The organism is Legionella oakridgensis ATCC 33761 = DSM 21215, from assembly GCF_000512355.1.
Lineage (GTDB): Bacteria > Pseudomonadota > Gammaproteobacteria > Legionellales > Legionellaceae > Legionella_A > Legionella_A oakridgensis.
This window is the reverse complement of the sequence record NZ_CP004006.1, coordinates 312,622-337,500: the sequence shown is the minus strand read 5'-3', so window position 1 is coordinate 337,500 and position 24,879 is coordinate 312,622. Positions and strand designations below refer to the sequence as shown.

The following is a 24,879-nucleotide window of genomic DNA, read 5'->3' as shown; positions in this document are numbered from 1 at the left end:
AACGCCAGCTATCGGCTTTACAGGGCAAGGGACATGCAATACAGCCAACTGATTGCTGTCTGTTACTGTTTTCTCGCGCACCGAGTAATCTTTAAGAACAATATTTAATCCTAGTTGTTCAGCACGCTGGGCTAATAATGATTTATCTCCCAAAATGACAACAGGTAAATGAGAAGCAGCCAGAGTTAAACAAATATCTGGTCCAATCCCGGCCGGTTCACCACTGCTGACTAGCAGTGGCTTCATGCCAATTCCTTTTCCATAACGTTGACGTAAGCATCGGTACGTAAATGTTGAAGCCAATTTTGCACCGCTTCTGTAAATTTACGTTGATGTAAAAATTGTCTTACTTGTTGGCGTTGAAATGCATCAGAATCATCCATGGTCTTGCGCTCCAATACTTCTATTAAATGCCATCCAAATGGAGACTTTACCGGCTTGCTAATGGTATGTAATGGCAGGTTATCCATTGCCGTTGCAAATTGAGGAACTAATTCATCCGCTGTCACCCAGCCTAAATCACCACCATTGATTGCACTAGCAGCATCCAGAGAATATTGTTTGGCCATCAGCGCAAAATCCTTGCCTGATTTTAATTGTTGGTAAATATTATTGATTTGTTTTTCAGCCTCGGCACTGGTGATATTGGCGCTTTGCTTTAACAAGATATGACGTACGTGCGTTTTTGTTACCTGGTGTTTTTCATCTTTCCCGCCGATGGCAATTAACTTAATCAATTGAAATCCATTACCGGTACGAATAGGGCCTGCAACTTCACCGGCCTTCATATTAATGACTTTCTTAGCAAACACTTCCGGTAACTCAGCCAAATGTCGCTCACCCAAGTCACCCCCTTCCAAAGCATACTCACCACTTGATTCTTCAATCGCCAAACGACTAAAGTCTTCACCTTGTTTGATTTTTCCTAACAATAACTGCGCTTTTTCTTGTGCTTTTTTTAATTGCTCAGTAGTAGGCTCTTCCGGCAAAGGGATAACAATGTTTTGCAAATGGTATGTCCATTGATTTTTATTATTATTACGCGCAACCTTGAGATAATCTTCTACTTGCTGTGATGAAACCACCACTTCTTGTCCTATCGCTTTTTGCTGCAGCCGACTGATTAACATTTCCTTACGAATGTTATCGCGATAAGTCTCCCAGGTTAATCCTTGTTTGCTAATTTCCTCGCGCAACTGGGTTAAAGACAATTGATTAGAAGTAGCAATTTTTGCTATGGCGTCGTTTAATTCAGCATTATCAATAGATATATTATTATTTTTTGCCAATTGCAATTGCAAATTAACATCAATTAAATGTTGAAGAACTTGTTTACGTAATACAGCATCTGGAGGAAGCTGCATTTGTTTATCAGCAAGCTGTTGTTTTAGCGCTTCAACTTGCACATCCAACTCACTGGCTGTAATGACATCCTCATTGACAACCGCTACCACACGATCTAAAGGCTGTGCAGGAGCAGCCAAGACAAGTACTGGCAATAACATTAAAAAAATTAAGATTTGCTTTTGCATGCCATAATCCTCATACCTTTGGTCTAAACCTTCCACTGCGTCCAAAGCACATTGGATGCAGCAATTTAGGTTATTCTTAATCAAAATACAAGCAAATTTACTTAATTTAAGCCAAAAAATTATACTTGAAATGTCAATTATATAATTAATGTCGGAAAATATCAGAATATCCTGGCAAATAACTACCAATTACACTGGTTGGATCGCCACTCGCCGCACTGCCTAAGCCTTTAAGTAATATTTGCAAATACACACTATTACTGTACTGCGGAGATAATGTTGTAGGCGCCAAATTTTTAAAAGTACGTCCGCCCAATAGGCGCACTGCCCAACAACAATTATCATATTGCACGCCTAAGAACGTCATCATGCCATACCGCTTGCTGATATTATAACTATATCCACCAAGACTGCTCCATCTATCCGATAACGGCCAGGCATAGGAAAAAGTAGCCTGGTGTAAAGCATTATCTTGTATATTGCGGTTAGCCACTTGCGTTATATCACCATCCACCAGATAGGTATAACCAAAATTAATGATTTGGTTTCCCTGGGGTTGATAATGAAAATTTAAATAACCATTATTTGTTGCATGAGTATAAACATCCCAAACGTAATCTCCAGTCACCATCCACGCAGAATTGAAATGATATTTTAAACGCGATGCAATAGGAGATGACTTGGCCACAGGAGATAAGTAGCCCAGCATAAGAGGGGTATCACGACAGTTTCCATTCCTGTTGTAACATAATTGAACACGTCTATCAGCAAAATAGCGAATTTGGCCAATGGAAAAACTCGCTTTCTCCTGTCCATTATCTTCAGACAACCATCGTGTGGTCACCGCATAGGCTAATTGATTGGCATCACCAATACGATCGAAGCCAGAAAAACGATTTGTGCGGAATAGCTGATCATTATTAAAAATCATATATGCAGAGTCAAACACTGGAATGATGGTTTGATCATGATAAGGAACGTACAAATAATACAATCTTGGTTCAAGCGTTTGAGTATAACCGGAACTCATCCAATGGGTAGCTCGTTCAAAAAATAATCCACTATCAAGGCTATAGCGAGGAATAGTCCGATTAAATGCCTGGGAGTTTATACCGCCGGTGTATTGGATGTTGTAATAATTTTCTACCAATTGCAACGAAGGAATAACATAGCCCCAAGGTTTATATTCTGAAAATGACAACACTGGATTTAAATGATAACGAGGCCCTTGCGGCTGGAACAGAGTATTGGCTGGCCAGCGAAAATTATCCAACTGACCTAATACATTAAAATTAGCATGGAACGGCAAATCATTATATGCACCACGCGCCAGCAATTGTGGCAAGCGCTGATAAACATCAGAAATCTCAGATTGATTAATTGGATGCAGTGTTTGATAACTTTGTACCATTCCTCGAAATAACCAATGCTCCGTCGTATAAGATAAATTTCCTTCGCGTAATAACTGGTTCTGGGTCAAAATGGCTAAGTTGGTGCTGAAATCCTGCAAATAATAGTCATCCGACACTTGCTGATAATCAATTCCCAGTCGCAAGTTAGGATAGAATTGGGTATGCTCCTGCAATAATAACGACCAACGGTTATTTGATATGCCGCGTAAACTAGGATACTGGCTACTGTTATCCTCTATAAATTTGGCAAAAGCGTGATCATTAGGTAAAAAATGGCCACTGATTACCCCAGCCGATTTCTCAGTTAGAAAACGAAAATCACCTCCCATCATCAACCCACGCCGACTATAAACATGAGGAATCAAGGTTGCATCGTAATTAGGTGCAATATTCCAATAGTAAGGCAGTGCAAAATCAAAGCCACCGACGTTTGTATAACCATACAAGGGCATTAAAAAACCAGATTTTCGCGCTTTGGAAGTCGGAAAACTTAAATATGGAGTATATAATACCGGCCAATCACGGACACGCAATACCGCATTTTTTGCCACCCCCCTGGCGTTTGAGTAATCCAATGACAGCTCACTGGCTTCAATCTGCCAGGCTTTATCCTGTGGTGCACAGGTACTATACGTGGCTTTTCGTAATAAATAATCCTGATTAGCAAACCGTTCAATCAAACTTGCCCGCCCCCAAGCCGGCAAAATTGCACGCGCACGTTGGGTATTAAAGCGATACAAAACATCTTCAACTCGTCCTGATTTATCCTGTGGATTAATAACGGCCTTGCGAGCAATCATCAGGCGATCGGGTTCAAGATAACGAACCTCTCCCAACAATTCAATTTTAGTTACTTGGCTGGTTTGTTCATCTCGATAGATGTATGCTGTTTGCGCATTAACAATGCGTTGGGTTTCATAGACTTCCACATTTCCAGATAATTTGGAACGGCCTTTCGCATACAATGATGCTTCATCAGCCTGAATATGAATTTCCCCCTCCGGAAGAGGCGTCACTGAAAGCGATTGATACGCACCTCGGCATCGAGGCAAGGCATGGTCTGCCTGCCATCCAAGGCATTGCGCAAATTTTGCGCGAATCATGGCATTTAAGGGCATCTCGCGATTAATAACACACGCTTGTACAGGTTCCATCATCAATGGAGCTGCGTATACAGGCGCGCGATGCATACCGCATGCAAACACTAATACAAAGCCCCCGATAATTAGCGTATAATACCGTATTTGCTGGGCAAACAATTTGCAAGCATGCGCACTAAAATCAAACTTTTTAAATGCGGCAATGCCACATTTACCCCGGCATTTAATAAACGAAGTTAAAAAACTCAAGACCTTACGGCCAAGATAGTATGATTGTCCACGGGCCTTAATATTCGCCACCATTAATACCGCCAAATAGGGCAGGAAGTATAACATGCACACTCGGCAAAGCGCACTTAACCAATGGCTTAATGAATTATTTAAAGGCATGCAATTTACTCTAATTCCATTGGCAGGTGATGCCAGTTTTCGCCGATATTTTAGACTTCAATGCCAACAGCAAACTTATATCGTTATGGATGCGCCTCCTGACAAGGAAACCATCCAACCATTTATAACGATTGGCAAAGCGCTTGCCAATATTGGCCTGCATACTCCTGCTATATCTGCTGTTCATCATACTCAAGGATTTGTGCTTCTTGAAGATTTTGGCGATCAATTGTTTCTTAATGCTCTTTCTAATCACAAAGAAGATACTTTATATGAAGCAGCAATGACAACATTGATACAAATGCAGAGCTGCTCTATCAATAATCTTCATTTATTGGATTTTAATCAAACCCATATGCTTGAAGAAATGAGCTTATTTCGACAATGGTTTCTGGAAGCTTATCTTGGATTAACGCTTGACGCCAATGACGTGCGGCTTATTCAAAATACATTTAACCGGCTTGCCGAAATGATTGTAGAGCAGCCACAAGTATTTATTCATCGCGATTATCATTCACGGAATTTAATGATAATGGAGGGGAAGCCCTCCATCGAACTAGGCATTATTGATTATCAGGATGCCATGAGAGGTCCTTTTACTTATGATTTAGTTTCCTTATTGAAAGATTGTTATATTCAATGGCCGCACGAAATCATTGATACTTGGATTAGCTATTTTTATCATCACCTGCCAACAACTCATGGCTGGTCACTATCCGAATTTTCCCAGGCTTTCGCTATGTGTGGGTTGCAACGGCATTTAAAAGTATTGGGGATTTTTTCTCGTCTGCATTTACGTGATCAAAAGTCGGGTTATTTACGGGATTTGCCCCGTGTTTTTAATTATGTTATTTCTTGCGTAGCGAATTACCAAGAATTGCTTCCCTTTTATCATTTTATGCAACAAAAAGTACAAGCACCTTTTTTAGAGATGCACTCCCTATGCACATTGCAATGATATTGGCCGCCGGACGCGGCGAGCGTTTAAAACCAATAACTGATACACAACCTAAGGCGTTATGCCTGGTTCATGATGTCCCCTTAATTGAACATCATGTTATGAATTTAGCTAAGGCAGGATTTCAGCAAATCATCATTAATCATGCTTACTTAGGAGGAAAAATCCGGCAGCATTTGGGAAATGGAGCTCGGTGGAATGTCAATATTACCTATTCACCTGAACCCTCAGGCGGACTTGAAACCGGTGGCGGCATTATGAATGCCTTACCTTTATTAGGACATGAACCTTTTTTGGTGGTGAACGCCGATATTTTTACAGATTACCCTTTTGGCTCCCTGGCTTTACCTTCTCAACGGTTGGCACATTTAGTTTTAATCAATAAACCTTTATATTATCAACAAGGAGATTTCGGTTTATCTTCAAGGCAGCAGCTTGAAAATAAAAACAGGCAATACACGTTTGCAGGCATTGCTTGCTACCACCCCGAAGCATTCAAACATTGCCAGCCTGGACGCTATTCACTGACTCCTTTGCTAAGAGAATTGACCGAACACAACAAAGCAAGCGGTGAGATTTATACAGGGAAATGGATTGATATTGGCTCACCTGAACGGCTGCAACTTGCAAACGCTTACCCTCCAGCCATCCCAGAGTGAGACGCAGGCCCTGCTTCTGCGGCGACTTGCTCTTCTACTTTCTGTTCCGGATAAGCGTGTTGCCTTGATGATATAGCTACCTCAGCATTTTTATTATGCACATAGGCTTCAAATCCATGAGCTGAATTACTAATCAATTCTCTAAGCTTGTCAGCATCCGCTTTTACGGGGTTACCTGCACTATCCTTTTTAATGCTGCCTTTTTCATCCATTTCATAAATAACACCGCCTTTACTCATCATATTATTTTCTACCAACCAGGCGTTAAACAATTTATCCAGTGCGTCAACCGTTGCTGCATCAAGCTCTTGGCCATTACTGCTGTATCCACGTAACAATTCTGAAGCATTGCTTACTGCAAAATCAAAAGTAATCGATTTTGCACTTAGCTGGTTCGCAGCTTCCGTAGCAAGATTAAATTGGAATTGCTGAATAGTAGTCGGCAGTTTTTCACCTGACCATGGATTTGCCGCGGCTTTAGTTTGCTGTTCTCGGTAATAAACAAATCGCGCCATCTCTTCCAGGATTTTACTGGAACTATTATATACACCAGCCTCCTGCAAACGCTCCTTAAACTGATCGAAACCATATTTGGCTGCCTCGGCGGTGGTTGCAACCTCCATAAATTTTTGCAGACTTAGTGCACTCGGCAATGGGTTAAGGCCAACCCCATTGCGGGGTTTTGCTAACGGTAAACCCGGCATATTTTTTCCTCACTTATATTTAGGCAGCATTTTATTGTTAAAATTATAGCAAATTGTGACTTACTGCCAATCAAATGGTTAGTCTGTTCCGGTTAAAAAAACGTAAAGTTAATCCAATGGTGTTTTAAATTGACCTGCCAATGAAGCAAAGGTTCTCTTCTTCATAGAATCAAATGAAAACTCATCTACTTGAATGGCATCCCATCGTAATTTTTCAACAGCAATTAATTCCTCCATTTCCTGCGGCGTTATTTCATTATTCTTAACTTTTTCCGCAAGTTTGCTCTTGAGGTCACCGAATTTATAACGCCTTAAATCGCTGACTTTTTCATATAGGGACGCGTGCTGAATAATAGCCTGAAGAGCCGCTTCCATACGATCAACCGGTTGACGATTATCCCCACTTAAATAAACCTGTTTGATGATTTGCTCTCGATAATGGTTGTTTTTAGTCATTGTTTGAGCCAATTGATGATCCAATTTATCACCAGGATAACGCATGCTTTGCCCTAACGGAAAGGCAAGCACACGCATCAAGTTTCCTATCACCCGGGAGGGAAAATTATGACAAAAGGAAATCATTGCTTTCTGCGCATGATAAAAGCAATAGGACACAGCCCATCTGGCATGCATTTGCTGCTCTGTCTGCGCCTCATACTGACGCGCATACTGTAGTGCAGCCATAGCCATATATAAGTAAGACATTCCATCCGCAAGCCTTGCAGACAATCGCTCTTTACGTTTTAACGCGCCTCCTAAATAAATTAAGGCCAAATCAGCCAACCAGGCATAAGCATGGCTTAACCGTGCCAATCGCTTATATTCCTTTTTAAGCTTACTATTTGGTACAGAAATAAAGAAGCCACCACTCCATGCAGAACAAATTGTTTTGGCAAAATTACGCATGAAATAACTAATATGCTGCCAGATGATGTTTTTAAAAGCACTTTTATCTCCACTGGCCAAAGCATAAAACTCTTGCCGAATAAAAGGATGACATGCCATCGAACCTTGGCCGAAAATCAACAAGTTACGTGACATGATGTTGGCGCCTTCAACCGTCACAGAGATAGGAATCCCGTGGTAAAAACTGGTCATATAATTGCGGGGACCAACCACCACAGCGCGGCCCGCATGGACGTCCATGGCATCATTAATCACGATACGTGCAAGTTCGGTATTGAAATATTTGGTAATTGCAGAAGCAACCGACGGTTTCTTATGCTCATTGACTGCTGCAGCAGTCAGCAAGCGAGTGGCATTTACCAAATAACTTAGGCCAGCAATCTCCGCAAGCTTTTCTTCCACCCCTTCAAATTGAGCTATTTCAACATTAAATTGTTGACGAATACGAGCAAATGCTCCAGTTGTAAGATATGAAATGGCTGAAGAAGCGGTGCCTAAAGCAGGCAACGAAATGGAGCGCCCAATGGACAAACATTCAACCAACATTTGCCAACCATGCCCGGCTTGCTTCTGACCTCCAATGATGGATGATATAGGAACGAAGATATTTTCACCGCGAATAGTACCATTCATAAACGGCTGATTCGCCGGTAAATGCCGATTTCCAATTTCAAGATTTTCGGCATCACGAGAAATAAGCAAACAAGTAATCCCTTCCTTGCCTTCTCCCTGCAATAAACCATGTGGATCTTTTAAATTAACGGCAAGCCCTATTAAAGTGGCGACCGGGGCTAAGGTAATCCAGCGTTTATTCAACGTCAGATTAAGCCCCAGTATCTTTTTCCCCTGGATAACTTTTTCAACCACCACGGCTTCAGACTTGATAGACGTAGCATCACTACCAGCTCCTGGCTCAGTTAATGCAAAACATGGAATATCAACACCCTTTGCAAGCCTTGGCAAATAATAATTTTTTTGTTCTTCTGTACCATAATGCTGTAGCAATTCCCCAGGACCAAGAGAATTAGGAACCATGACGGTCACTGCAGCCGTCCCTGAGCGACTGGCAATTTTTATGACCACATCCGAATGAGCACGGGCAGAAAAGCCTTTCCCTTCATATTCCTTTCCAATGACTAAGCCAAAAAAACCTTTTTCCTTAAGATACTCCCAAACATTAGCCGGTAAGTCCTGATGCTGACTGATTTCCCAATCGTCCAACATAGCGCACAGCGTTTGCGTTTCATTATCAAGAAATGCTTGTTCTTCAGGAGAAAGCGCCGTTGTAATATGCTGCAATTTATTCCAATCTGGCGTTCCCATAAAAATATCTTTTTCTAGCCACGTATCTCCGGCGTTTAATGCTTCTTCTTCTGTTTTTGATAGTTTAGGAAGCGATTTTTCTGCATGTCGATATAAAAAGTCACTAATGGTGTTGCGAATCGATTCCACTCTGATAATAAGAAAGATTCCAATGATGACCACCCACAAAAACACCCCCACAACCCAGGGAAGACCTATAAAAAACGTGGCGACTAATAAATAAGCAGCACTTCCAATTTCCCAGACGAGCGGGTTTAGTGCATGATAAAGAACAATCAAAGTAAACAGTAAATACAGCAAAAAGAACAGTGTGGCCATAACAATCCCTTCCTTTATCTATGCAACGTCTTAATCATTTTGAGCCTGGCAAAAAGCTCGTAGATTAATTATATTAATTCAATATGTTATGTCAGTATACATTTCTCTTAAATCGTAATTAACAAAAAATAAGAGATACCTTGTCAGCAGGCACAAAATGCCCTAGGCTCTGTTAGTGTTCACGCCCCCCTATTACTGTTGACTGATGATGAGTAAACGTTTCGTCTGGAATTTTGAAATTAAAAATGAATCTTTGCTGGAATTACCAAGCAATAATGACATGCCCGTCGATGAATTGCGCTGGGAATCGCGATATTTTTGGCCTGAAAGTGCAATTATTTCTTTAAACGGCCTTGATGATCAATTTTTAGAATTATCCAGATACGAGGCCAAGCATCGACAAGACACTTATTATCTTTTACCTGATGTCAATTTCAATTTAAAAATGCGGCGTGATCAATTACTTTATAAGCCAATGCTTAAGCAAATGACCTGGGCAACCGCCTATGGCAAGAAAATTAAACTTACAGCAACTGAACAATCTCTTTCTATCCCCGATCACAACCCTATCGATATTCAATCGCTTTTGGTAAACGCTAAAGACACAATAAAAACAGTGACCGTCAGTAAAGAAGCACTGATTTACCAATTTCCCACGACCCCTAAGCTTAAGATGGAATTAGCAAGATTGTGCATTGGTGATGCGGTTTATTTTAGTTTAAGTCTCGAATCCAAGGTATTAACTTGGGTTGAATATCTGAGCAAAAACCTTCTGCAAGGTAAAACGCCCTGTGATTATGTAACCTTCCTTAAGACACTTATTTAGCGACTCTCATTGAAGAGCGCTGCAAGATGATGGCAGAATAAGGTGCAGCCATCTAATTTTAAATTATGCCCTAACATGATGATTAAAACGTTATTTGCCATCATTATCAGCTTCGGTAAAATCGGATTGATTTCATTGGGCGGTGGCAATTCCATGCTAAAGCTAGTGGAATATGAAGCCGTCACCTATCGTCATTGGGTTGCGCCTGAAGAATTTATTCAAATGGTCGGCAGTACCTTTTTATTTCCTGGCTTAACAGCAGTCAAATTATCAGCACTCATTGGCTATAAAGCAGCAGGACTTTCAGGGCTCCTATTAGCTGTTGCTTGTTTAAATCTACCGGGATTACTGCTTGCAATTGTTGGCTATCAATGGTTAACCAGTCATGATGGCCCCATGATTAAGAAAATTATGGTTTCCGTACAATATGGTGCTTTAGCATTATTAGCAGCCGCCTCTTTTTCTATCGCTCAAGGAGTAATAGAAATGTATTATTCTTTTCCTATCGTCATTGCTTGTGTTTTATTTTTTTAGCATTAGCTTTTTTGCAACTGTCGCCTTTTTGGGGGCTCATTGCCTTTATAGGAATTTGTTTTTTCTGGTACGCTAATTTATATTGCTATTGGAGGCCAGCTTGACTCGCTCTCTGGACAACCCTGATTATTACATTAATCGTGAATTTACTGCTCTTGCCTTTAATGAGCGTGTCTTACAACTAGCTCGTGATGAACGGGTGCCCCTGCTGGAAAGAATGCGTTATCTTTGCATTTGCAGTGGCAATTTGGACGAATTTTTTGAAATTCGCGTCGCGGGATTAAAAGAAAAAATTGCCATCGCTTCAATCAAGTTAAGCATTGATGGCCTGCGAGCAGATGAATTGTTAAGTCAATTAAGCAAAAAACTCATCGGCTGATTGATGAATTATACACCATTTTTAACAAGCAACTGCTGCCCGCTTTAAAAAAGAAAACATTCATTTTTATAATACTGAAGAGTGGACCGATGATATCCATCTGTGGGCGCAACATTACTTTAAAAATGAAATTTTACCTATAGTCAGTCCAATTGCGCTTGATCTTGCGCATCCTTTTCCGCGTTTGTTTAATAAAAGCCTGAATTTTATCATTTCATTAAGTGGAAAAGATGCGTTTGATCGTAATATTAATTATGCCGTTGTTCATGCTCCTCGATCCTTGCCAAGATTGATTCGATTGCCTTCGGAACTCTGTGGGGAAGGCAGTCACTTTGTTTATTTATCTTCAATCATTAAAACTCACATCAACCATTTTTTCCCCGGGATGGAAATCGGCGGATGTTACGCTTTTCGTCTGACTCGCAACAGCGACATTTCTCTAAGAGATGAGGAAGCCGAAGATTTAGCCGCTGCCGTGCAAAGAGAACTGTTCTCCCGTCATTATGGTCATGTGGTAAGACTTGAAATTGACAAGCAATGTCCACAACCCATCACGGATTTTCTCTTGCAAAAATACCACTTGCGTCATGAAGATACTTACTATTGCGATGGTCCCGTTAATATACAACGATACTTACAAGCAATTAACAGTATCTCAAGACCGGATTTGAATTACCCTCCCTTTACTGCCCAATTCCCAACTTTTCTTAAACATAAAAATAACGTGTTTGGTATGCTTGATGAGCAAGATATTCTTTTGCATCATCCTTTTCAAAGCTTTGATATGGTGATTGATTTTGTTCGGCAAGCCGCAGCCGATCCTAATGTATTTGCTATCAAACAGACGCTCTATCGTACGCGTTTTGACTCCATCATGGTGCAAGCATTAGTAGAGGCTGCACGTTCTGGAAAAGAAGTCACTGCAGTCATTGAACTGCGCGCCCGATTTGATGAAGAGTCAAATCTACGGCTTGCCAATCGCCTGCATGAAGCGGGGGCGTTGGTATTATATGGTGTTGTAGGCTTCAAAACGCATGCCAAGATGACTTTGGTTGTACGCCGTGTCCACGGGAAATTAAAACGATATGTCCATTTGGGCACCGGTAATTATCACGAAGAGACAGCAAAACGCTATACGGACATTGGCTTATTAACGGCAAATCCCGCCATCACGGCTGATACTCAAATTATTTTCCAACAGCTAACTGGACTTGGCAAAACCATTAAATTGAAAGAATTATGTCATTCTCCTTTTACCCTCCAAAAAAATCTTCTTCAACTCATCGAGCAATGCATTGCAACAGCAAAGAAAAGAAAACATGCCGAAATCATCATTAAAGTGAATGGATTAACAGACTTAACCATGATCCAGGCTCTTTATACAGCCTCTCAGGCCGGCGTTAAAATAACTCTAATCGTACGTAGTGTCTGTTGCCTGCTTCCTGGTATAAAAGGCGTATCTGAGAATATACGCGTCTTATCCATTGTTGGGCGCTTTTTGGAGCATCATCGCGTCTATTATTTTTGCATGGGAAAAGAAGAGTATTACTATTGTTCCAGTGCTGATTTAATGGAAAGAAATTTATATAACCGCATTGAAGTGATGTTTCCTATTTTGGAAGAAGGATGCCGGCAGCGCATTAAACACGAGATTTTAAAAAACTACTTAAAAGACACAAAAGATGCCTGGGAAATGCAAAGCGATGGAACTTATAAACCTCTACGTAATGGTACTTACAGCGCTCAGGAAAAATTATTAGAATTATACAATGAAACAATCAGCTAAACGAATGTTCCAGGAAGTCTTCTGCCATAATAAGCGTTTTACTTTTTTTCCCTGGTTGCTCACAGGCAAAACGCGGTACTAGATATCCTGGTAAATGTTCTTGCAACGACCGAAAGATATTTTTTGCCTCGGCCAAAGTCACCGAAAAATGAGCCGCGCCTTGTACTTTATCCAAAAAATGCAAGTAATAAGGCAAGACACCGCAAGAAAATAAGCGCTGACTTAATGCCGCCAAAACCAAAGAATCATTATTAACACCCGCAAGCAATACTGACTGATTTAATAAATGACAATCCGCATGACGGAGTGCCATACAAGCCTGAGCCACACGCTCATCCAGTTCATGAGGATGATTACTATGCAATACGATCACTTTTTGTAAGGGTAATGAAGCCAATAGTTCAAGCAAGGAAGCATTGACTCGTTCTGGCAACACCACAGGAATACGAGTGTGGATACGAAGAAAGCGCACATGTGGAATGCTGGAGAGATAGGAGAATACTTCACTCAACACTCCGTCTTGCGCCAGCAAAGGATCTCCACCACTTAGAATGACTTCTTGAATGGACGAATCATTGGCAATGTACTCCAGAGTCTGCTGCCATCCTTTACGTCCAGGATTATTATCCTGATAAGGAAAATGTCTGCGAAAACAATAGCGACAATTAATCACACAACCACCAGTAAGAACCAGTAAAACACGACCATGATATTTATGAATCAAGCCTTTGACTGGATTTGCCGATGTTTCCTTTAATGGGTCATGAACAAAGCCTGCTTGCATTTGCAATTCATCGTCAACCGCCAATACTTGCATTAACAAGGGATCATAACGATTCCCCTTTTCCATCAGCTCTGCAAAAGCACGTGGAACGCGTGTTTTAAATTGCTTTTCAGCCAGATGACTTGCCATAGAAGAAGGAAGCTGCAAAAATTCAAGTAATTCGGATGCAGAAGAAAAGCCTTGGGCTAGAATTTTTTGCCAATTGGAAGTGGAATCTCGCATTCAGAATTCAGAATTGATAAACTTCGCGAACTTTAGCGAAATTGCAATAAAATCTCAACAGTGGGGAACCAATGGCAATCTACAGTACCAATGAATTTAAAAATGGCTTAAAAGTAATGATTGATAATGCTCCCTGCAGCATTGTTGATTGTGAATTTGTTAAACCCGGGAAAGGACAGGCATTTACACGGATTAAAATTCGTAATCTAAAAACTGGCCGTGTGGTTGAAAGAACTTATAAGTCCGGTGAAACATTACCTTCTGCGGATGTCGCCGATGTAGAAATGCAATATTTATATAGTGATGGCGAGCTTTGGCATTTCATGGTCCCCGATACGTTCGAACAATACGCCGCAGGTCCTGAATCCGTTGAAGAAGCAGTAAAATGGCTGAAAGAACAAGACATGTGTATTGTTACACTGTGGAATAATGAACCTTTGCAAGTGGTTCCCCCGACGTTTGTCGTCCTTGCAATCACTGAAACAGATCCAGGTCTTAAAGGAGACACATCCGGTGGTGGTGGCAAGCCTGCCGTTTTAGAAACGGGAGCTGTCGTGCGTGTGCCGTTATTTGTACAAACAGGCGAGTTGATTAAAGTAGACACTCGTACAGGAGAGTATGTGTCTCGCGCCAAGGAATAATCTTCTATCATGGACAATCCTCCCTCCTGCCAGATAGAGGGAAACGAAACGGGCAAGGGGGAAATGTCCATGTTCCTGTATTCTTACCATCGATACCATGAGTAGCGATAAGCACGCCCTCCATAATAAGTACGATTGTAATAATAAGCACGGTTGTAATAGCGGTAACCCGGATAATAGTAGTAACTCGTGGGATAATAATAACGACTGCCCCAATAAGACGTCGGATAACCGACACCTACTGTATAAGTACTATAAGTTGGCGTATATGTTGTAGTAGCTACGGTACAGCTACTCAGCAGTAGCGCTGCCGCCACCGCCAAAAAGACAGAGCCTAGCGTTTTCATGACTGCTTCCTTGCAAAATACCTTCTATTAATTATACTACATGTTCATAATTAGTGCAAATTGACTCTGACCATCAGACATCCACAGCAACCCGTAATTTCTAAGCATTTTTCAGCATGTTAATTTGTGCAGCCAGCTGATCGTATCCAGCCTCTACATTAATGTAATCTCGGGCTGCCAAGTAAATAGATAAAGATCCATCATCTTTTGCATTCACAGATTGCCACACACTATTAAAATTTAAATTTTTTAAACGCACAAAATCGTTCTTTTGGGTCACTAGATAAAAATTTCTATAATGAAACTTATCAGAATAGCTCAATGACCGTGCATCTAAACAAAGAGAATGGCCAGGTAAATACTCTCGTAGGGAATAAGAGCTATTATTATGCACGGCGATTATTTTTCCTTCAGGTAAAAGCATTTTAATCTTATCTGCTAGTTTTTTTACTTCTTTATGGGCCTCCACTGTATAAGGACCAAACTGGTTTAATGTTTTCTTAATTCCGACATCACTAAAAATACGATTCGGATCAAATTCATAACGAGTACCATGCAAATGAAAAACAATATTTCTTTCGCCAGAGTGAATCAAGGTAAGCAGGCGTCCACCCTGTGTATTAATCACAGTATTTGCTGCTTTTAAAGCGGTCGTTTCATTTTGATGTAAGTGAACAAATGTTTTGCCATTTCCTCGTTCTTTACGGTGAATAATTACGGTTTCATCACCAATTTTTATGGAATCATTATGAGCACATGCCGAAAGACCGATAAAGAATAAAAATAAAAGCCAACCAAATTTCATTTAATTTAACCATTAAGTTAAAATTTGGAACATATTACCGCAGTCTAATCCTAATCGCAATGTTCACTTAAGCTTAATGGATATACCGAAGATTTAATGGCAACTCGATTTAATGCATGGCTAGGTAATGATCCCTGTTCATCTGAGCCGCAACGTGTCATTCATGATGGCGACCTATGAAATGCGTTAGGTTTCCTGCCCAAAAACAGATTTACACACGGCATCCCAAACAAATCTCCTTATCGATCCATGGTATTTTGGTTCAGCCAGGGCAAATCATTACCTATATGTTTTATAATAGACCACAAAGATCGTAGTTAGCAATAATCGCTTTGAATGCGCTAGCAATTATTATGCTGATATAAGGCAACACACTGCACATATTGTTGAGAATGTGGTATGATTCGTGCTCTATTTTTCCAAAAAATGTGCTGAAAATCTTCCATGAAAACCATTGTTGAATCTTATCAAGCAGGTTTATTTCAGAAAAAATTCTGGATGCCTAATATCATTTCCGGAATCATTGTTGGTGTTGTTGCCTTACCCTTAGCCATGGCCTTTGCCATTGCTTCAGGAGCAAAACCTGAACAAGGGCTTTATACGGCCATTGTGGCTGGATTATTAGTCAGTCTATTTGGTGGAAGTCGTTTACAGATTGCAGGCCCGACCGGTGCATTTATTGTGGTATTATCAGGGATTACTAACAAGTACGGTATTGATGGCTTGCAAATAGCGACGTTGCTTGCCGGATGCATGCTGATTTTTTTTGGACTAGCTCGACTTGGGGCTGTTATAAAATTTATACCAGACCCCGTCATCATTGGATTTACTGCCGGCATTGCCGTTGTGATTTGGGTAGGACAATGGCAATATTTTTTTGGTCTACCTCCTATAGAAGGCAGTCATTTTCATGAAAAATTATGGCATTCATTGCAAGTGCTTCCACAATTGAATCTGACCACAACCTCATTGGCTGCTCTATCATTAGGTATTGTTTTATATGCCAATAAACTATGGTTTCTTAAACGAATTCCTGGCCCTTTGGTGGCACTGGTTATTGCTACGTCCCTGCAAACAATCTTTCAATTTTCTGATGTAGCAACCATTGGCAAAGCATTTGGAGGTATTCCACAAGGATTACCTTCCTTGCAACTGCCTGCCATTAGCATTAATCGTATTTTAGAGCTGATAGGTCCTGCCTTTACTATCGCTATGCTAGGTGCTATTGAATCATTATTGTCTGCCGTTGTTGCAGATGGCATGGCAGGAACGCGCCATAATTCAAACAGAGAATTAATAGGGCAAGGCATTGCAAATGTCGCGGCACCATTTTTTGGCGGTTTTGCAGCAACAGGGGCCATTGCCCGTACAGCAACCAATATTCGTAATGGTGGCAACAGTCCTTTATCAGGAGTTATTCATTCCGTTACTTTAATGCTCATTATTCTGTTTCTTGCCCCCTTAGCCTACGATGTACCTCTCGCCGCATTGGCGGCGATTCTTTTTGTAGTGGCCTGGAATATGAGTGAAGCAAAACATTTTATTAAGCTGGTTCGGCGAGCTCCACGAGCTGATATCATCATTCTTTTGACAACGTTTTTTCTAACGATTTTTGTAGACTTGGTTGTCGCCGTCAACATCGGTGTTATTCTTGCCATACTACACTTTCTGTTGCGTATGGCATCTAGTGTTGAAGTAGAGCAACAAACCGATGCTCAACTATTGCAAGAACTTAGCAAGCAAAATGTTTCCGGATTACCAAAAGATATTGTGGTTTTTGCCGTGGAAGGACCGTTCTTCTTTGGAGCAGTAGAAATTTTCGAACAAGCCCTAGCCAATACCCATACCGATCCGAGTATCCTTATTATCCGCTTGCGCTGGGTACCTTTTATTGATATTACCGGCTTGCAAACGCTGGAGGAAGCTATTACTGCGATGCATAAACGTGGTGTCAGAGTCATCTTGTGTGGTGCCAAACCCCGAGTTGAAGCCAAGCTAAAAAAGGCCGGAATTATTTCCTTGCTTGGACAGGATAATTATTATCAGGAATTCAATCAGGTATTAGCTGTACTGCCCACGGCAGACAACGCTGTTATAACAATAAAAGACATGGATTATTTCCCAGAAAAATCCGCCATGCAATAAACCTTCGGATCATTTGCCGCAAAAAACAAAACGGGATATGATGGATGACCGTGTATCTGTTGAACCGCATTGGATGATAACACGTTTTAATCAAAGGATGGATTATGAAAACGCTGGTATTGCTTATTACTTTGTTTACAGCGCCTTACCTATTGGCAAAAACACTGACCATTGGCAGTGCACCATTAAATCCTCCTTTTGAAACACTGGCCAGTCAACCCAATCATTTTTTGGTTTTGATATTGATCTCATGATAGAAATTTGTAAACGAATTAATCTTCAATGTGATTTCATACCCATGCCTTTTGATAATTTATTCTCCAGCATCCAGGAGAGAAAAATTGATCTTGCCATTGCCGCCATTACGATCACACCAGCCAGAGAAGCAGAATTTCTGTTCAGTCTTCCATATCTGGAAAGTAATGGGCATTTCCTGGCACTGCGAAAATCAGCCATCAATACCCCTGAAGAGATCGCGGGAAAAAAAAGTAGGCGTGCGCAAAGGAACCCCTTACGGAGATTTGGCAAGGCAATTATATAAAAATAATATCGAAGTTCTTGAGTATCCTCTGAATGCCGATTTGCTTGAAGTATTGAAAAATGGGACCGTGGATGTCGCGCTGGTGGATGATGAGGTAGCCCGATATTGGACTATTAACATCAGCAATACCTACAAACTTATTGGTACCAAGTTACCTGTAGGAGAGGGCTATGGCATTGCAGCAAATCAAGACAACTCGAAGCTGATAAGTGCCATCAACGAAGCTCTGCTCAACATGGAATCTGATGGCAAATATCTGGAAATTTACCGAAACTACTTCGCATTATACTAGGATTGCATAAGACAGCCACACTGAGTGCCTTTCCTTTATCGCCCACTTAAACATACATCCTATTTATCGCCTATAATAAAATCAGTCAGAATGAACCTATAATGCTCAATAATGTTTAATGCTTTTTACTTGCGTGTCAAAAATTCCCCTCATTATCGCAAAAGTGCACCGGGAGATTTTATTGTTGAACGGGCATTAAAAAATAAACCTTACTGGCGCACGCCCACGATGAGCCAGCAACAAAAAAAGAAAAATTAATTCTTGCAGACTGGACAGCCTTAGGTTGGTCGGATAAAAAAATAACGGAAATACGTACTTCCCTTGAGCAGCTAATGCACGAAGGGTTTTCTCTTTACCTCTGGCAAAATGGTGCAATAGTTCCCTTGCAGCAAGAACAACTTGCTCTTTTAGAATATAGTGATGTTCGTCAGTGGATGACGCCTACTTACCCTGATGAATTAATGCAAGCAGCCATGACTCAACAGGCTATCCCTCGTGATGAAGTGCAAATACTAGATGACCATTGGTTAAGATATGCCACCAACAACTTGGATGAAAATACCCTACATTTTTTAAATGTGAGTGATTTTGCAAAATTACCAGAAAAAGAACGTTTAAAAGTACTTGATATTCTTCGGCACACTCATCCGCCATTAGCCTATATTGTCCATGATGAATTTTCAATAAAAGCAAATGAATGTCTATTGTATTTACGGAATGCTTTCCCAGAAATGGAGATACAAACACAATATCAAATCATTGATTTTTCAGAATTGAATTTAACACACCTGACTGATGGGGAAATATTAAATTTAGCGGGGCTAACACTCACTCTAAATGAGCTCACGCACGTTAAAGAATTGAAGATTGATGGCACTGATGTTGTTAATTTATCGGAAGCTCAGGCACAGGCACTCTTAAGGGCAATGCCTAATCTTAAAAAATTGACCTCTCGTACAGCCTCATCAGGCTCATTACAAGCCTTAATTAAAGCAATAGAAACGCAGACGAATCATCTATTACACCTTGAAGAAATTGAATTAATTGATCTTAATAAATGGGCTCAAACACCTATCACGGCCGAGCAATTTCAAGCCTTATTAACCCATCGCAGTTTATTGACACTCAATGGTTTTCAGATAGAAGAAGCTGTATTTTCTGCAGACAGGTTTTCCAGGTTAAAAGAATTTGACATACAACGTAGTACCCTATTGGGCAATACCTTGGGGACGCTTATTACATCTCCCCAGTTGAAAAAGCTCCATATGGAGTATGCTAGTTATCGTCTGGATACACTAGTAAAAGACTCTTACGATTTAGAAGAGCTTAGAGTTAACGTACTGTCCAACTCTCTCTTTAACTTAATGCAGCAATCATCGCATTTGCAAAAACTCACTTGCTCATTGGCAAATATGGATCGAGGCGAGTACATCACATTTCCTGCCAATCATTTTAGTAAACTTATTGAAGTTCAGCTTGTGGATAATCTCCCAGAAAAACAAGCAGAATTTATAATGGCTGCACCTAATATTGAGCAATTAACCCTGCAAGCATGGGATGCAAGCTATAGCGGTCATTGGCCAAAAATCAAAGTTCTCACATGGGGGGGACGACCGGAATGGGGTGAGTGCCGTATAAGTTTCCAAAATATGACTTCAATGCTAAAGACAATGCCCAATATAGAACAACTTGTATTGACCAATTGTACGATAATGCCAATGTGTGCTCTCATTCGATTGTCTCACGATCCTCGGCTCATGCCATTTGATGAATTGAATGGCTTAATACAAGGCTATGATGCTTGCATTGAATACCAAGGGCAGATTTTATATTTTAATCAAAAGGAAAAATATTTACCACCATAGATAATCGTGACGTACATAATATGATTACCCGCCAAGTAATGTGGGATGATGAAGCATATATAGCAAGCGATTTTGAAGAATTATCTATCCTTAAACGAGGAACTCCTTTTAATGACAAGGTAGAACTACTTGCTCTTACTCCTGAAAGCCTACACTCATTGCGGCTACTGGATCTTAAAAATAGTAATATCACAGCTGAGATGCTAAAAGTTTTTTTGAACGCAGCTCCAAACTTGGCAGAAATCGATTTAACAGATTGTCCCAATTTGGTATTGGATGATGAATTGAGACGACGGTTGAGTTACATCCAACAAGGCCCTTTATCAAAAGCCAGGGTAACATCAGATGCATTTGCTGGGCTTGTATATCAGAATAGTTTCGACAGTGTATGGAATAAACTTTTGCCAGAACAGTCTAGGCAGCTCAGAAGGGGGATGGCAGGACTATTTAAGTATTTTTCTGGACATGGACATTTATCTAACAGTAGTAGTGTCATAGACGCAAATACCACCACTCAAGAACACCAATATAACGTTGACCGTATCTTTTATCCAATTGGGAATGCTGTCGAGATACCAGTGAGGGACTATCGTTTGGATGTATTTCATCAAGCGATTATTACTACAAATCTATGCTCAATGGAGCAAGCGTTTACATTGCAAAAAAATGGTGATTTAAATTTGCAACCCTGCTCTCTCATTCACTCGCCTATTGATCTTTATCATCAAGCACAGCAATTTAAAAAAGAGCCCGATCAGTCAATTTATTATGGGAAGCAAAAACTGACTATCCATAGTGATTGGCAGGCATTGGCCTCGCTTTCAGCGCGTGAGAAACTCACACATTATCACGTCGACCCACCAATGGACATTGAAATAAAGTATTCAGCACGAGACAATTTGTATTACATCTGCAGTAGAAACACCACAACGACTATTGAAATTGATTTTCTCTTACAAAAAGATGACAGTTTATCCCCTTTACCAACAGACATTCAGGAGCTGGTTAATGAAATGCAAGCATTTCATGCTGCTCCACTAGACATCGATTCTTCAAATGCGACTGGTATAGATTATCTGCGTGCTATACGTGAGCAAAAAAAAGGGGCGTGTCGCCATCGCGTGGTTGCATTTAAAGCTGAAATGCAAGAACGCTATCCTGATACCCCTATTCGCATCATTACCAACGATTGTCATGCTTTTGTTGAAATTTTTATCAACAATGAATGGCACCGTTGTGATTTGGGTGGCTATCCGGCATCCATTCATGTGAATGAATCGAATCCTCCTTCTTTTACCGCGATATCGACATTAATTCCCACGAATCCAACACTAACCGCAACGACACTGCCGACGGAAGAACTTGAAAGCCCTGCAGCGGATCCTTTTTCCACACGACTAAATGACTTTAGAAAGCTATTCCACACCTGGGAAGCAACCACTACGACGTCAACCTCATGCGCGCAATATTGCCAATCCTGCTTGCAGGATTCAACACCCAGACGCCTTGTCGAACTGCCAACAACGGATGACGTGGTGGCTCTGCGTTGGGCATTAGAGCATTATTGTCAATCCACTAGCCGACCTGTCTTTTATATTCACTCACCTGAAGACTTAGTCTGCTCTGCCCCCTTTGTTGCATATGATATAGAAGACAGTGGTATTTTATGCAAAGGCCCTGGCGGACCGCTCTATAATTTTCTGCAAGCTCATCGCACAGGGCAGGCGCCAGTTCTTATTGTCAATTATGAGCAGTTTGATGCGGACGATATCGTGCGTTTTAATGCTTTACTCGATCGTGAGCCAGGAGCAGACGGTGTGCCGCTCCCCAAAGATTGCCGAGTAATTGGTTTACTTAATGTCAATAAACCGGATGTTTACCAAGGTTCTGATTTTTATTCTCGCTTTAATCGAGTTGAAACATGCCCTATTCCATTGGCTAAACTACAAGATAGTGTGCCAATCATCCCTGTTCACGATGAGACCATGGTAATGAGCAAAGGAGCTATCCAATTGTACCACTCGCTCGATTGGGAAGAGCGACTCTTAGGACGTTGGGTGCTGGATGGCCATGCGCTTCATTTTGAAGAAGGTATATTGCAGAAAGCTATTGCGCAAGGTAGTCCCCTTATTATTCAAAATGGCCCGTGGGAAGATGAAGCATTTCAACGCTTTTGGCAAGAAGCTCACTCACGTGGTTACATTGAATATGATGGTCGTAGAATAGAACTTCCGTCAGGCTGTGAGCTTATTCGTCATGAAGGATATGATTGGAGTTCTTTAAAAGAATGCTTACAACAAGAGCCATTGCTGTTAACCGCTGAAAGTTTAGTATTAAATCCTACGCAATATAGCCAGTTCTTTCACAACCATCGCGTGCATGAAGGGGAATTATTCCATGCACCCGGAATGATTGCAGCAGCACAGGGAAGCGTATTGAATGTCCACTTAACGCGAGAATTAAGTGAAGACGATTGGGCTAAATTACTAACTGAATGTAAAATTTATAATGTGCGCTTACAAGTCGATGTTTTACCGGGCGTTAACTTGCCCCCTGTACTACGAGATATAATCCAATCATCGCGTCAACAAACAGAATCACTGGCATGGGAAACAGGGAACATGGCTGCTACACAGATTATAAAAAGTAGCGATGTAGATACGACCGTGGCCATGATAAACGCTGACCATCCTGATTGCATCGTCATTGATGTTTCAGAATGTGATCACACGGATTTAATTAGCCATATTCATGGCGGACTTTATTGTGGTTGTGATATGGCGCTAGTCAGTATGGCGCCTGGATTAAGTGATAATACACTGCCTGATACTAGCCTGTTGCCTAAGGATAGGCCAATATTAATTCAACAAGGCGAGCAATACCTTCTTTATTGCCATAAGGCAGATTCAGACGCCAGAATAGTTCGTTTAGAACCAAAGCTTTTTGCTGATGCGCCTTTGCCTTTCCCTGCCATAGATGAACCACCAATCCCTCTCCCTTGCCATGTTAGCCATAAAGCCATTTACCAAGCAATGGAGCAATTAAAACATCCTATAATAGATCACTATTTCACACCACGATTTGGTTTTTATGATTCAAAAGGAGCTATTTCATCTGCGCTGGCAAATAATCAACGTATTATTTTAAAAGGCCATTTTTCGACAGAACTTGCGGATGGTTTGGCACCAGTACTATTTGCACGGCAAGCAACCACCTCCTCTCCCGGTCAATTATTATTGATTAGCGATGATATTTCTCATCTTCATGGTTGTTCCCACCAGCAACACACCGTAACAATACAAGAAAAAAAAGCCTGTTTAGGTGATATGGACGAGCGATGCTGCGAACATTTAAGACCATTTTTGGCAAAAGAATCTCTCAGTATATTAAAAACAAGACGAGATTTTTTAATCACACATCCTGACGCTACCTCAAGTGATGAAGCATGGATAGGTATGCGCGATTTACCTAAAGCCAACCATTTCCTTACTCCCTTTGATGTGACCAACAGTGAGGCAGAAGCGATTGCATTTAACCATAGGCGGCGAGAAGAAGTCCTTAAAGCGCTTGATAATGCACCGTATGTTTTTCTAACTGGACTTTCAGGTGTTGGTAAATCAACGTTTGTAGAAAGCATATTATGCCAAGGCGACGATACCCTTTTAATAGGAGAAAGAAATCTTAACAAATGGATGAAACAATCGGGGCCAGGACAGCATTATCTTTTTTTAGATGAAGCCAATTTAAGTCCTGAACAATGGAGCAAATTCGAAGGATTATTTCAAAAGCCACCACGCCTTTTAGTCGATGGCGAGCTTCACTTACTTTCTAACCAGCATAAAGTGATTTTTGCTGGGAACCCAGTGAGCTATGGTGACGAACGAACATTAGCCCCTTTTTTTCAGCGTCATGGCCAGGCTGTGCTTTTTACACCCATCCCATTCAGTATTATCTATGAAAATATTGTTAAACCTATCTTTCAACATACAACTGTAGCTGCATGGGAAACTCATGCTGAAGCTACTCATCATCTTTTCGCTGTATACCAAGCAATTTGTGCACTCTCAACAAGTGATGTGTTAATTTCTCCACGTGAATTGCAAATGATCGCTTTATTAGCAACATCGTATTATCAAATACATCCAGAGCAAGATTTTACTCAAATCTTGCAGTATTTCACTCATCAAGTATGCAAAAATTTAATACCAGAGAGTCAACGCGCTACTTTTTTTGCACGTTTCCCTGAACCTAAGCCACTGCCGCTACCTCCTGAAGCAATGCATGAAGATACCTCATTTTTAGTAACAAAATCTCGTCAACACGTAATGCAACAACTCGATAATTTGTTATGCTTGCGTGAATACCGAAAAACAGTGCAAGTAATGACGAACAGCGCTATGGCGGATTAGG

General features: G+C 40.9%; 18 protein-coding genes and 3 pseudogenes (1 of these 21 only partly in view). 13 read left to right on the top strand and 8 right to left on the bottom strand.

Annotation, left to right across the window (positions count from 1 at the left end):
• The 3 genes and pseudogenes from pdxA to LOA_RS01610 all read right to left on the bottom strand — a co-directional run.
• Positions 1 to 246 (bottom strand): annotated as a pseudogene (gene pdxA, locus LOA_RS14620) (4-hydroxythreonine-4-phosphate dehydrogenase PdxA) (its annotated part extends 726 nt beyond the left edge of the window); the annotation flags it as partial.
• A complete protein-coding gene (locus tag LOA_RS01615) occupies positions 243 to 1,532 on the bottom strand; it encodes a peptidylprolyl isomerase (protein WP_025384863.1) in 1,290 nt (429 codons plus the stop codon). The gene LOA_RS01615 and the pseudogene pdxA, both read right to left, overlap by 4 nt.
• Before the next feature lie 145 nt (positions 1,533 to 1,677).
• Positions 1,678 to 4,134 carry an LPS-assembly protein LptD gene (locus tag LOA_RS01610; protein WP_042239105.1) on the bottom strand — a complete coding sequence of 819 codons (2,457 nt, stop codon included), beginning with the start codon at positions 4,132 to 4,134 and terminating at the stop codon, positions 1,678 to 1,680.
• 244 nt (positions 4,135 to 4,378) lie between these two features.
• Between LOA_RS01610 and LOA_RS01605 the strand changes: the two genes are divergently transcribed.
• Together LOA_RS01605 and murU are read left to right on the top strand one after the other, a co-directional pair.
• Positions 4,379 to 5,392 (top strand): aminoglycoside phosphotransferase family protein, encoded by a 1,014-nt coding sequence (locus LOA_RS01605; protein WP_025384861.1) that lies wholly within the window; start codon positions 4,379 to 4,381, stop codon positions 5,390 to 5,392.
• Positions 5,377 to 6,051 carry an N-acetylmuramate alpha-1-phosphate uridylyltransferase MurU gene (gene murU, locus LOA_RS01600; protein WP_025384860.1) on the top strand — a complete coding sequence of 225 codons (675 nt, stop codon included), beginning with the start codon at positions 5,377 to 5,379 and terminating at the stop codon, positions 6,049 to 6,051. Before LOA_RS01605 ends, murU begins: the two co-directional genes overlap by 16 nt.
• On the opposite strand, the gene LOA_RS01595 is transcribed toward murU, so the two are convergent.
• Both LOA_RS01595 and LOA_RS01590 read right to left on the bottom strand, forming a co-directional pair.
• Positions 6,027 to 6,755, bottom strand: a complete 729-nt coding sequence (locus LOA_RS01595) for a hypothetical protein (RefSeq protein ID WP_025384859.1) — start codon at positions 6,753 to 6,755, stop codon at positions 6,027 to 6,029. The two genes, murU and LOA_RS01595, sit on opposite strands and share 25 nt — an antisense overlap.
• A gap of 108 nt (positions 6,756 to 6,863) precedes the next feature.
• Positions 6,864 to 9,302 carry an acyl-CoA dehydrogenase gene (locus tag LOA_RS01590; RefSeq protein ID WP_035892900.1) on the bottom strand — a complete coding sequence of 813 codons (2,439 nt, stop codon included), beginning with the start codon at positions 9,300 to 9,302 and terminating at the stop codon, positions 6,864 to 6,866.
• Between the two features lie 205 nt (positions 9,303 to 9,507).
• Between LOA_RS01590 and LOA_RS01585 the strand changes: the two genes are divergently transcribed.
• From LOA_RS01585 to ppk1, 3 genes and pseudogenes are all read left to right on the top strand, one after another.
• Complete coding sequence (locus LOA_RS01585; protein WP_148294850.1) at positions 9,508 to 10,128, top strand: hypothetical protein; 621 nt, start codon at positions 9,508 to 9,510, stop codon at positions 10,126 to 10,128.
• A 78-nt stretch (positions 10,129 to 10,206) separates the two neighbouring features.
• A pseudogene (locus LOA_RS01580) lies at positions 10,207 to 10,766 on the top strand (chromate transporter).
• Positions 10,763 to 12,827, top strand: a pseudogene (gene ppk1, locus LOA_RS01575) (polyphosphate kinase 1). The pseudogenes LOA_RS01580 and ppk1 overlap by 4 nt, the downstream one beginning before the upstream one ends.
• On the opposite strand, the gene epmB reads toward ppk1, so the two are convergent.
• Positions 12,820 to 13,833, bottom strand: a complete 1,014-nt coding sequence (gene epmB, locus LOA_RS01570) for an EF-P beta-lysylation protein EpmB (RefSeq protein WP_025384857.1) — start codon at positions 13,831 to 13,833, stop codon at positions 12,820 to 12,822. The pseudogene ppk1 and the gene epmB sit on opposite strands and share 8 nt — an antisense overlap.
• 71 nt (positions 13,834 to 13,904) lie before the next feature.
• Between epmB and efp the strand changes: the two genes are divergently transcribed.
• Complete coding sequence (gene efp / locus LOA_RS01565) at positions 13,905 to 14,474, top strand: elongation factor P (RefSeq protein ID WP_025384856.1); 570 nt, start codon at positions 13,905 to 13,907, stop codon at positions 14,472 to 14,474.
• A gap of 83 nt (positions 14,475 to 14,557) precedes the next feature.
• Here efp and LOA_RS14315 read toward each other — a convergent pair whose 3' ends face one another.
• Together LOA_RS14315 and LOA_RS01560 are read right to left on the bottom strand one after the other, a co-directional pair.
• Positions 14,558 to 14,821, bottom strand: coding sequence for a hypothetical protein (locus LOA_RS14315; protein WP_147370104.1), 264 nt, complete (start codon positions 14,819 to 14,821; stop codon positions 14,558 to 14,560).
• A gap of 100 nt (positions 14,822 to 14,921) precedes the next feature.
• Entirely contained in the window at positions 14,922 to 15,626 is a 705-nt protein-coding gene (locus LOA_RS01560; RefSeq protein ID WP_025384855.1) for a hypothetical protein, read from the bottom strand.
• A gap of 444 nt (positions 15,627 to 16,070) precedes the next feature.
• On the opposite strand from LOA_RS01560, the gene LOA_RS01555 reads away from it, so the two are divergent.
• From LOA_RS01555 to LOA_RS13540, 7 genes are all read left to right on the top strand, one after another.
• On the top strand, positions 16,071 to 17,771 hold the full coding sequence (locus LOA_RS01555; protein WP_025384854.1) for a SulP family inorganic anion transporter: 1,701 nt from the start codon (positions 16,071 to 16,073) through the stop codon (positions 17,769 to 17,771).
• A gap of 104 nt (positions 17,772 to 17,875) precedes the next feature.
• Positions 17,876 to 18,025, top strand: a complete 150-nt coding sequence (locus LOA_RS14615; RefSeq protein ID WP_158423003.1) for a hypothetical protein — start codon at positions 17,876 to 17,878, stop codon at positions 18,023 to 18,025.
• Positions 18,022 to 18,312 (top strand): transporter substrate-binding domain-containing protein, encoded by a 291-nt coding sequence (locus tag LOA_RS16130; protein WP_052335868.1) that lies wholly within the window; start codon positions 18,022 to 18,024, stop codon positions 18,310 to 18,312. The genes LOA_RS14615 and LOA_RS16130 overlap by 4 nt, the downstream gene beginning before the upstream one ends.
• Positions 18,266 to 18,604 (top strand): transporter substrate-binding domain-containing protein, encoded by a 339-nt coding sequence (locus LOA_RS13545; RefSeq protein ID WP_158423002.1) that lies wholly within the window; start codon positions 18,266 to 18,268, stop codon positions 18,602 to 18,604. The genes LOA_RS16130 and LOA_RS13545 overlap by 47 nt, the downstream gene beginning before the upstream one ends.
• 111 nt (positions 18,605 to 18,715) lie before the next feature.
• A complete protein-coding gene (locus tag LOA_RS14610; protein WP_158423001.1) occupies positions 18,716 to 18,862 on the top strand; it encodes a hypothetical protein in 147 nt (48 codons plus the stop codon).
• A gap of 74 nt (positions 18,863 to 18,936) precedes the next feature.
• Entirely contained in the window at positions 18,937 to 20,469 is a 1,533-nt protein-coding gene (locus tag LOA_RS01545) for a hypothetical protein (protein ID WP_025384853.1), read from the top strand.
• 20 nt (positions 20,470 to 20,489) lie between these two features.
• Positions 20,490 to 24,878 (top strand): ATP-binding protein, encoded by a 4,389-nt coding sequence (locus tag LOA_RS13540; protein WP_148294849.1) that lies wholly within the window; start codon positions 20,490 to 20,492, stop codon positions 24,876 to 24,878.
• The last annotated feature ends 1 nt before the right edge of the window (position 24,879 follow it).

Coding starts and splice junctions, on each gene's coding strand:
- LOA_RS16130 (WP_052335868.1), top strand. CDS start 18,022: ATGATAGAAATTTGTAAACGAATTAATCTTCAATGTGATTTCATACCC.
- LOA_RS01610 (WP_042239105.1), bottom strand. CDS start 4,134: ATGCATCGCGCGCCTGTATACGCAGCTCCATTGATGATGGAACCTGTA.
- LOA_RS14315 (WP_147370104.1), bottom strand. CDS start 14,821: ATGAAAACGCTAGGCTCTGTCTTTTTGGCGGTGGCGGCAGCGCTACTG.
- LOA_RS13540 (WP_148294849.1), top strand. CDS start 20,490: ATGATTACCCGCCAAGTAATGTGGGATGATGAAGCATATATAGCAAGC.
- LOA_RS01585 (WP_148294850.1), top strand. CDS start 9,508: ATGATGAGTAAACGTTTCGTCTGGAATTTTGAAATTAAAAATGAATCT.
- LOA_RS01595 (WP_025384859.1), bottom strand. CDS start 6,755: ATGCCGGGTTTACCGTTAGCAAAACCCCGCAATGGGGTTGGCCTTAAC.
- LOA_RS14610 (WP_158423001.1), top strand. CDS start 18,716: ATGTTTAATGCTTTTTACTTGCGTGTCAAAAATTCCCCTCATTATCGC.
- LOA_RS01615 (WP_025384863.1), bottom strand. CDS start 1,532: ATGCAAAAGCAAATCTTAATTTTTTTAATGTTATTGCCAGTACTTGTC.
- LOA_RS01590 (WP_035892900.1), bottom strand. CDS start 9,302: ATGGCCACACTGTTCTTTTTGCTGTATTTACTGTTTACTTTGATTGTT.
- LOA_RS01555 (WP_025384854.1), top strand. CDS start 16,071: ATGAAAACCATTGTTGAATCTTATCAAGCAGGTTTATTTCAGAAAAAA.
- epmB (WP_025384857.1), bottom strand. CDS start 13,833: ATGCGAGATTCCACTTCCAATTGGCAAAAAATTCTAGCCCAAGGCTTT.
- LOA_RS01605 (WP_025384861.1), top strand. CDS start 4,379: ATGCACACTCGGCAAAGCGCACTTAACCAATGGCTTAATGAATTATTT.
- LOA_RS01560 (WP_025384855.1), bottom strand. CDS start 15,626: ATGAAATTTGGTTGGCTTTTATTTTTATTCTTTATCGGTCTTTCGGCA.
- murU (WP_025384860.1), top strand. CDS start 5,377: ATGCACATTGCAATGATATTGGCCGCCGGACGCGGCGAGCGTTTAAAA.
- efp (WP_025384856.1), top strand. CDS start 13,905: ATGGCAATCTACAGTACCAATGAATTTAAAAATGGCTTAAAAGTAATG.
- LOA_RS01545 (WP_025384853.1), top strand. CDS start 18,937: ATGCACGAAGGGTTTTCTCTTTACCTCTGGCAAAATGGTGCAATAGTT.
- LOA_RS14615 (WP_158423003.1), top strand. CDS start 17,876: ATGAAAACGCTGGTATTGCTTATTACTTTGTTTACAGCGCCTTACCTA.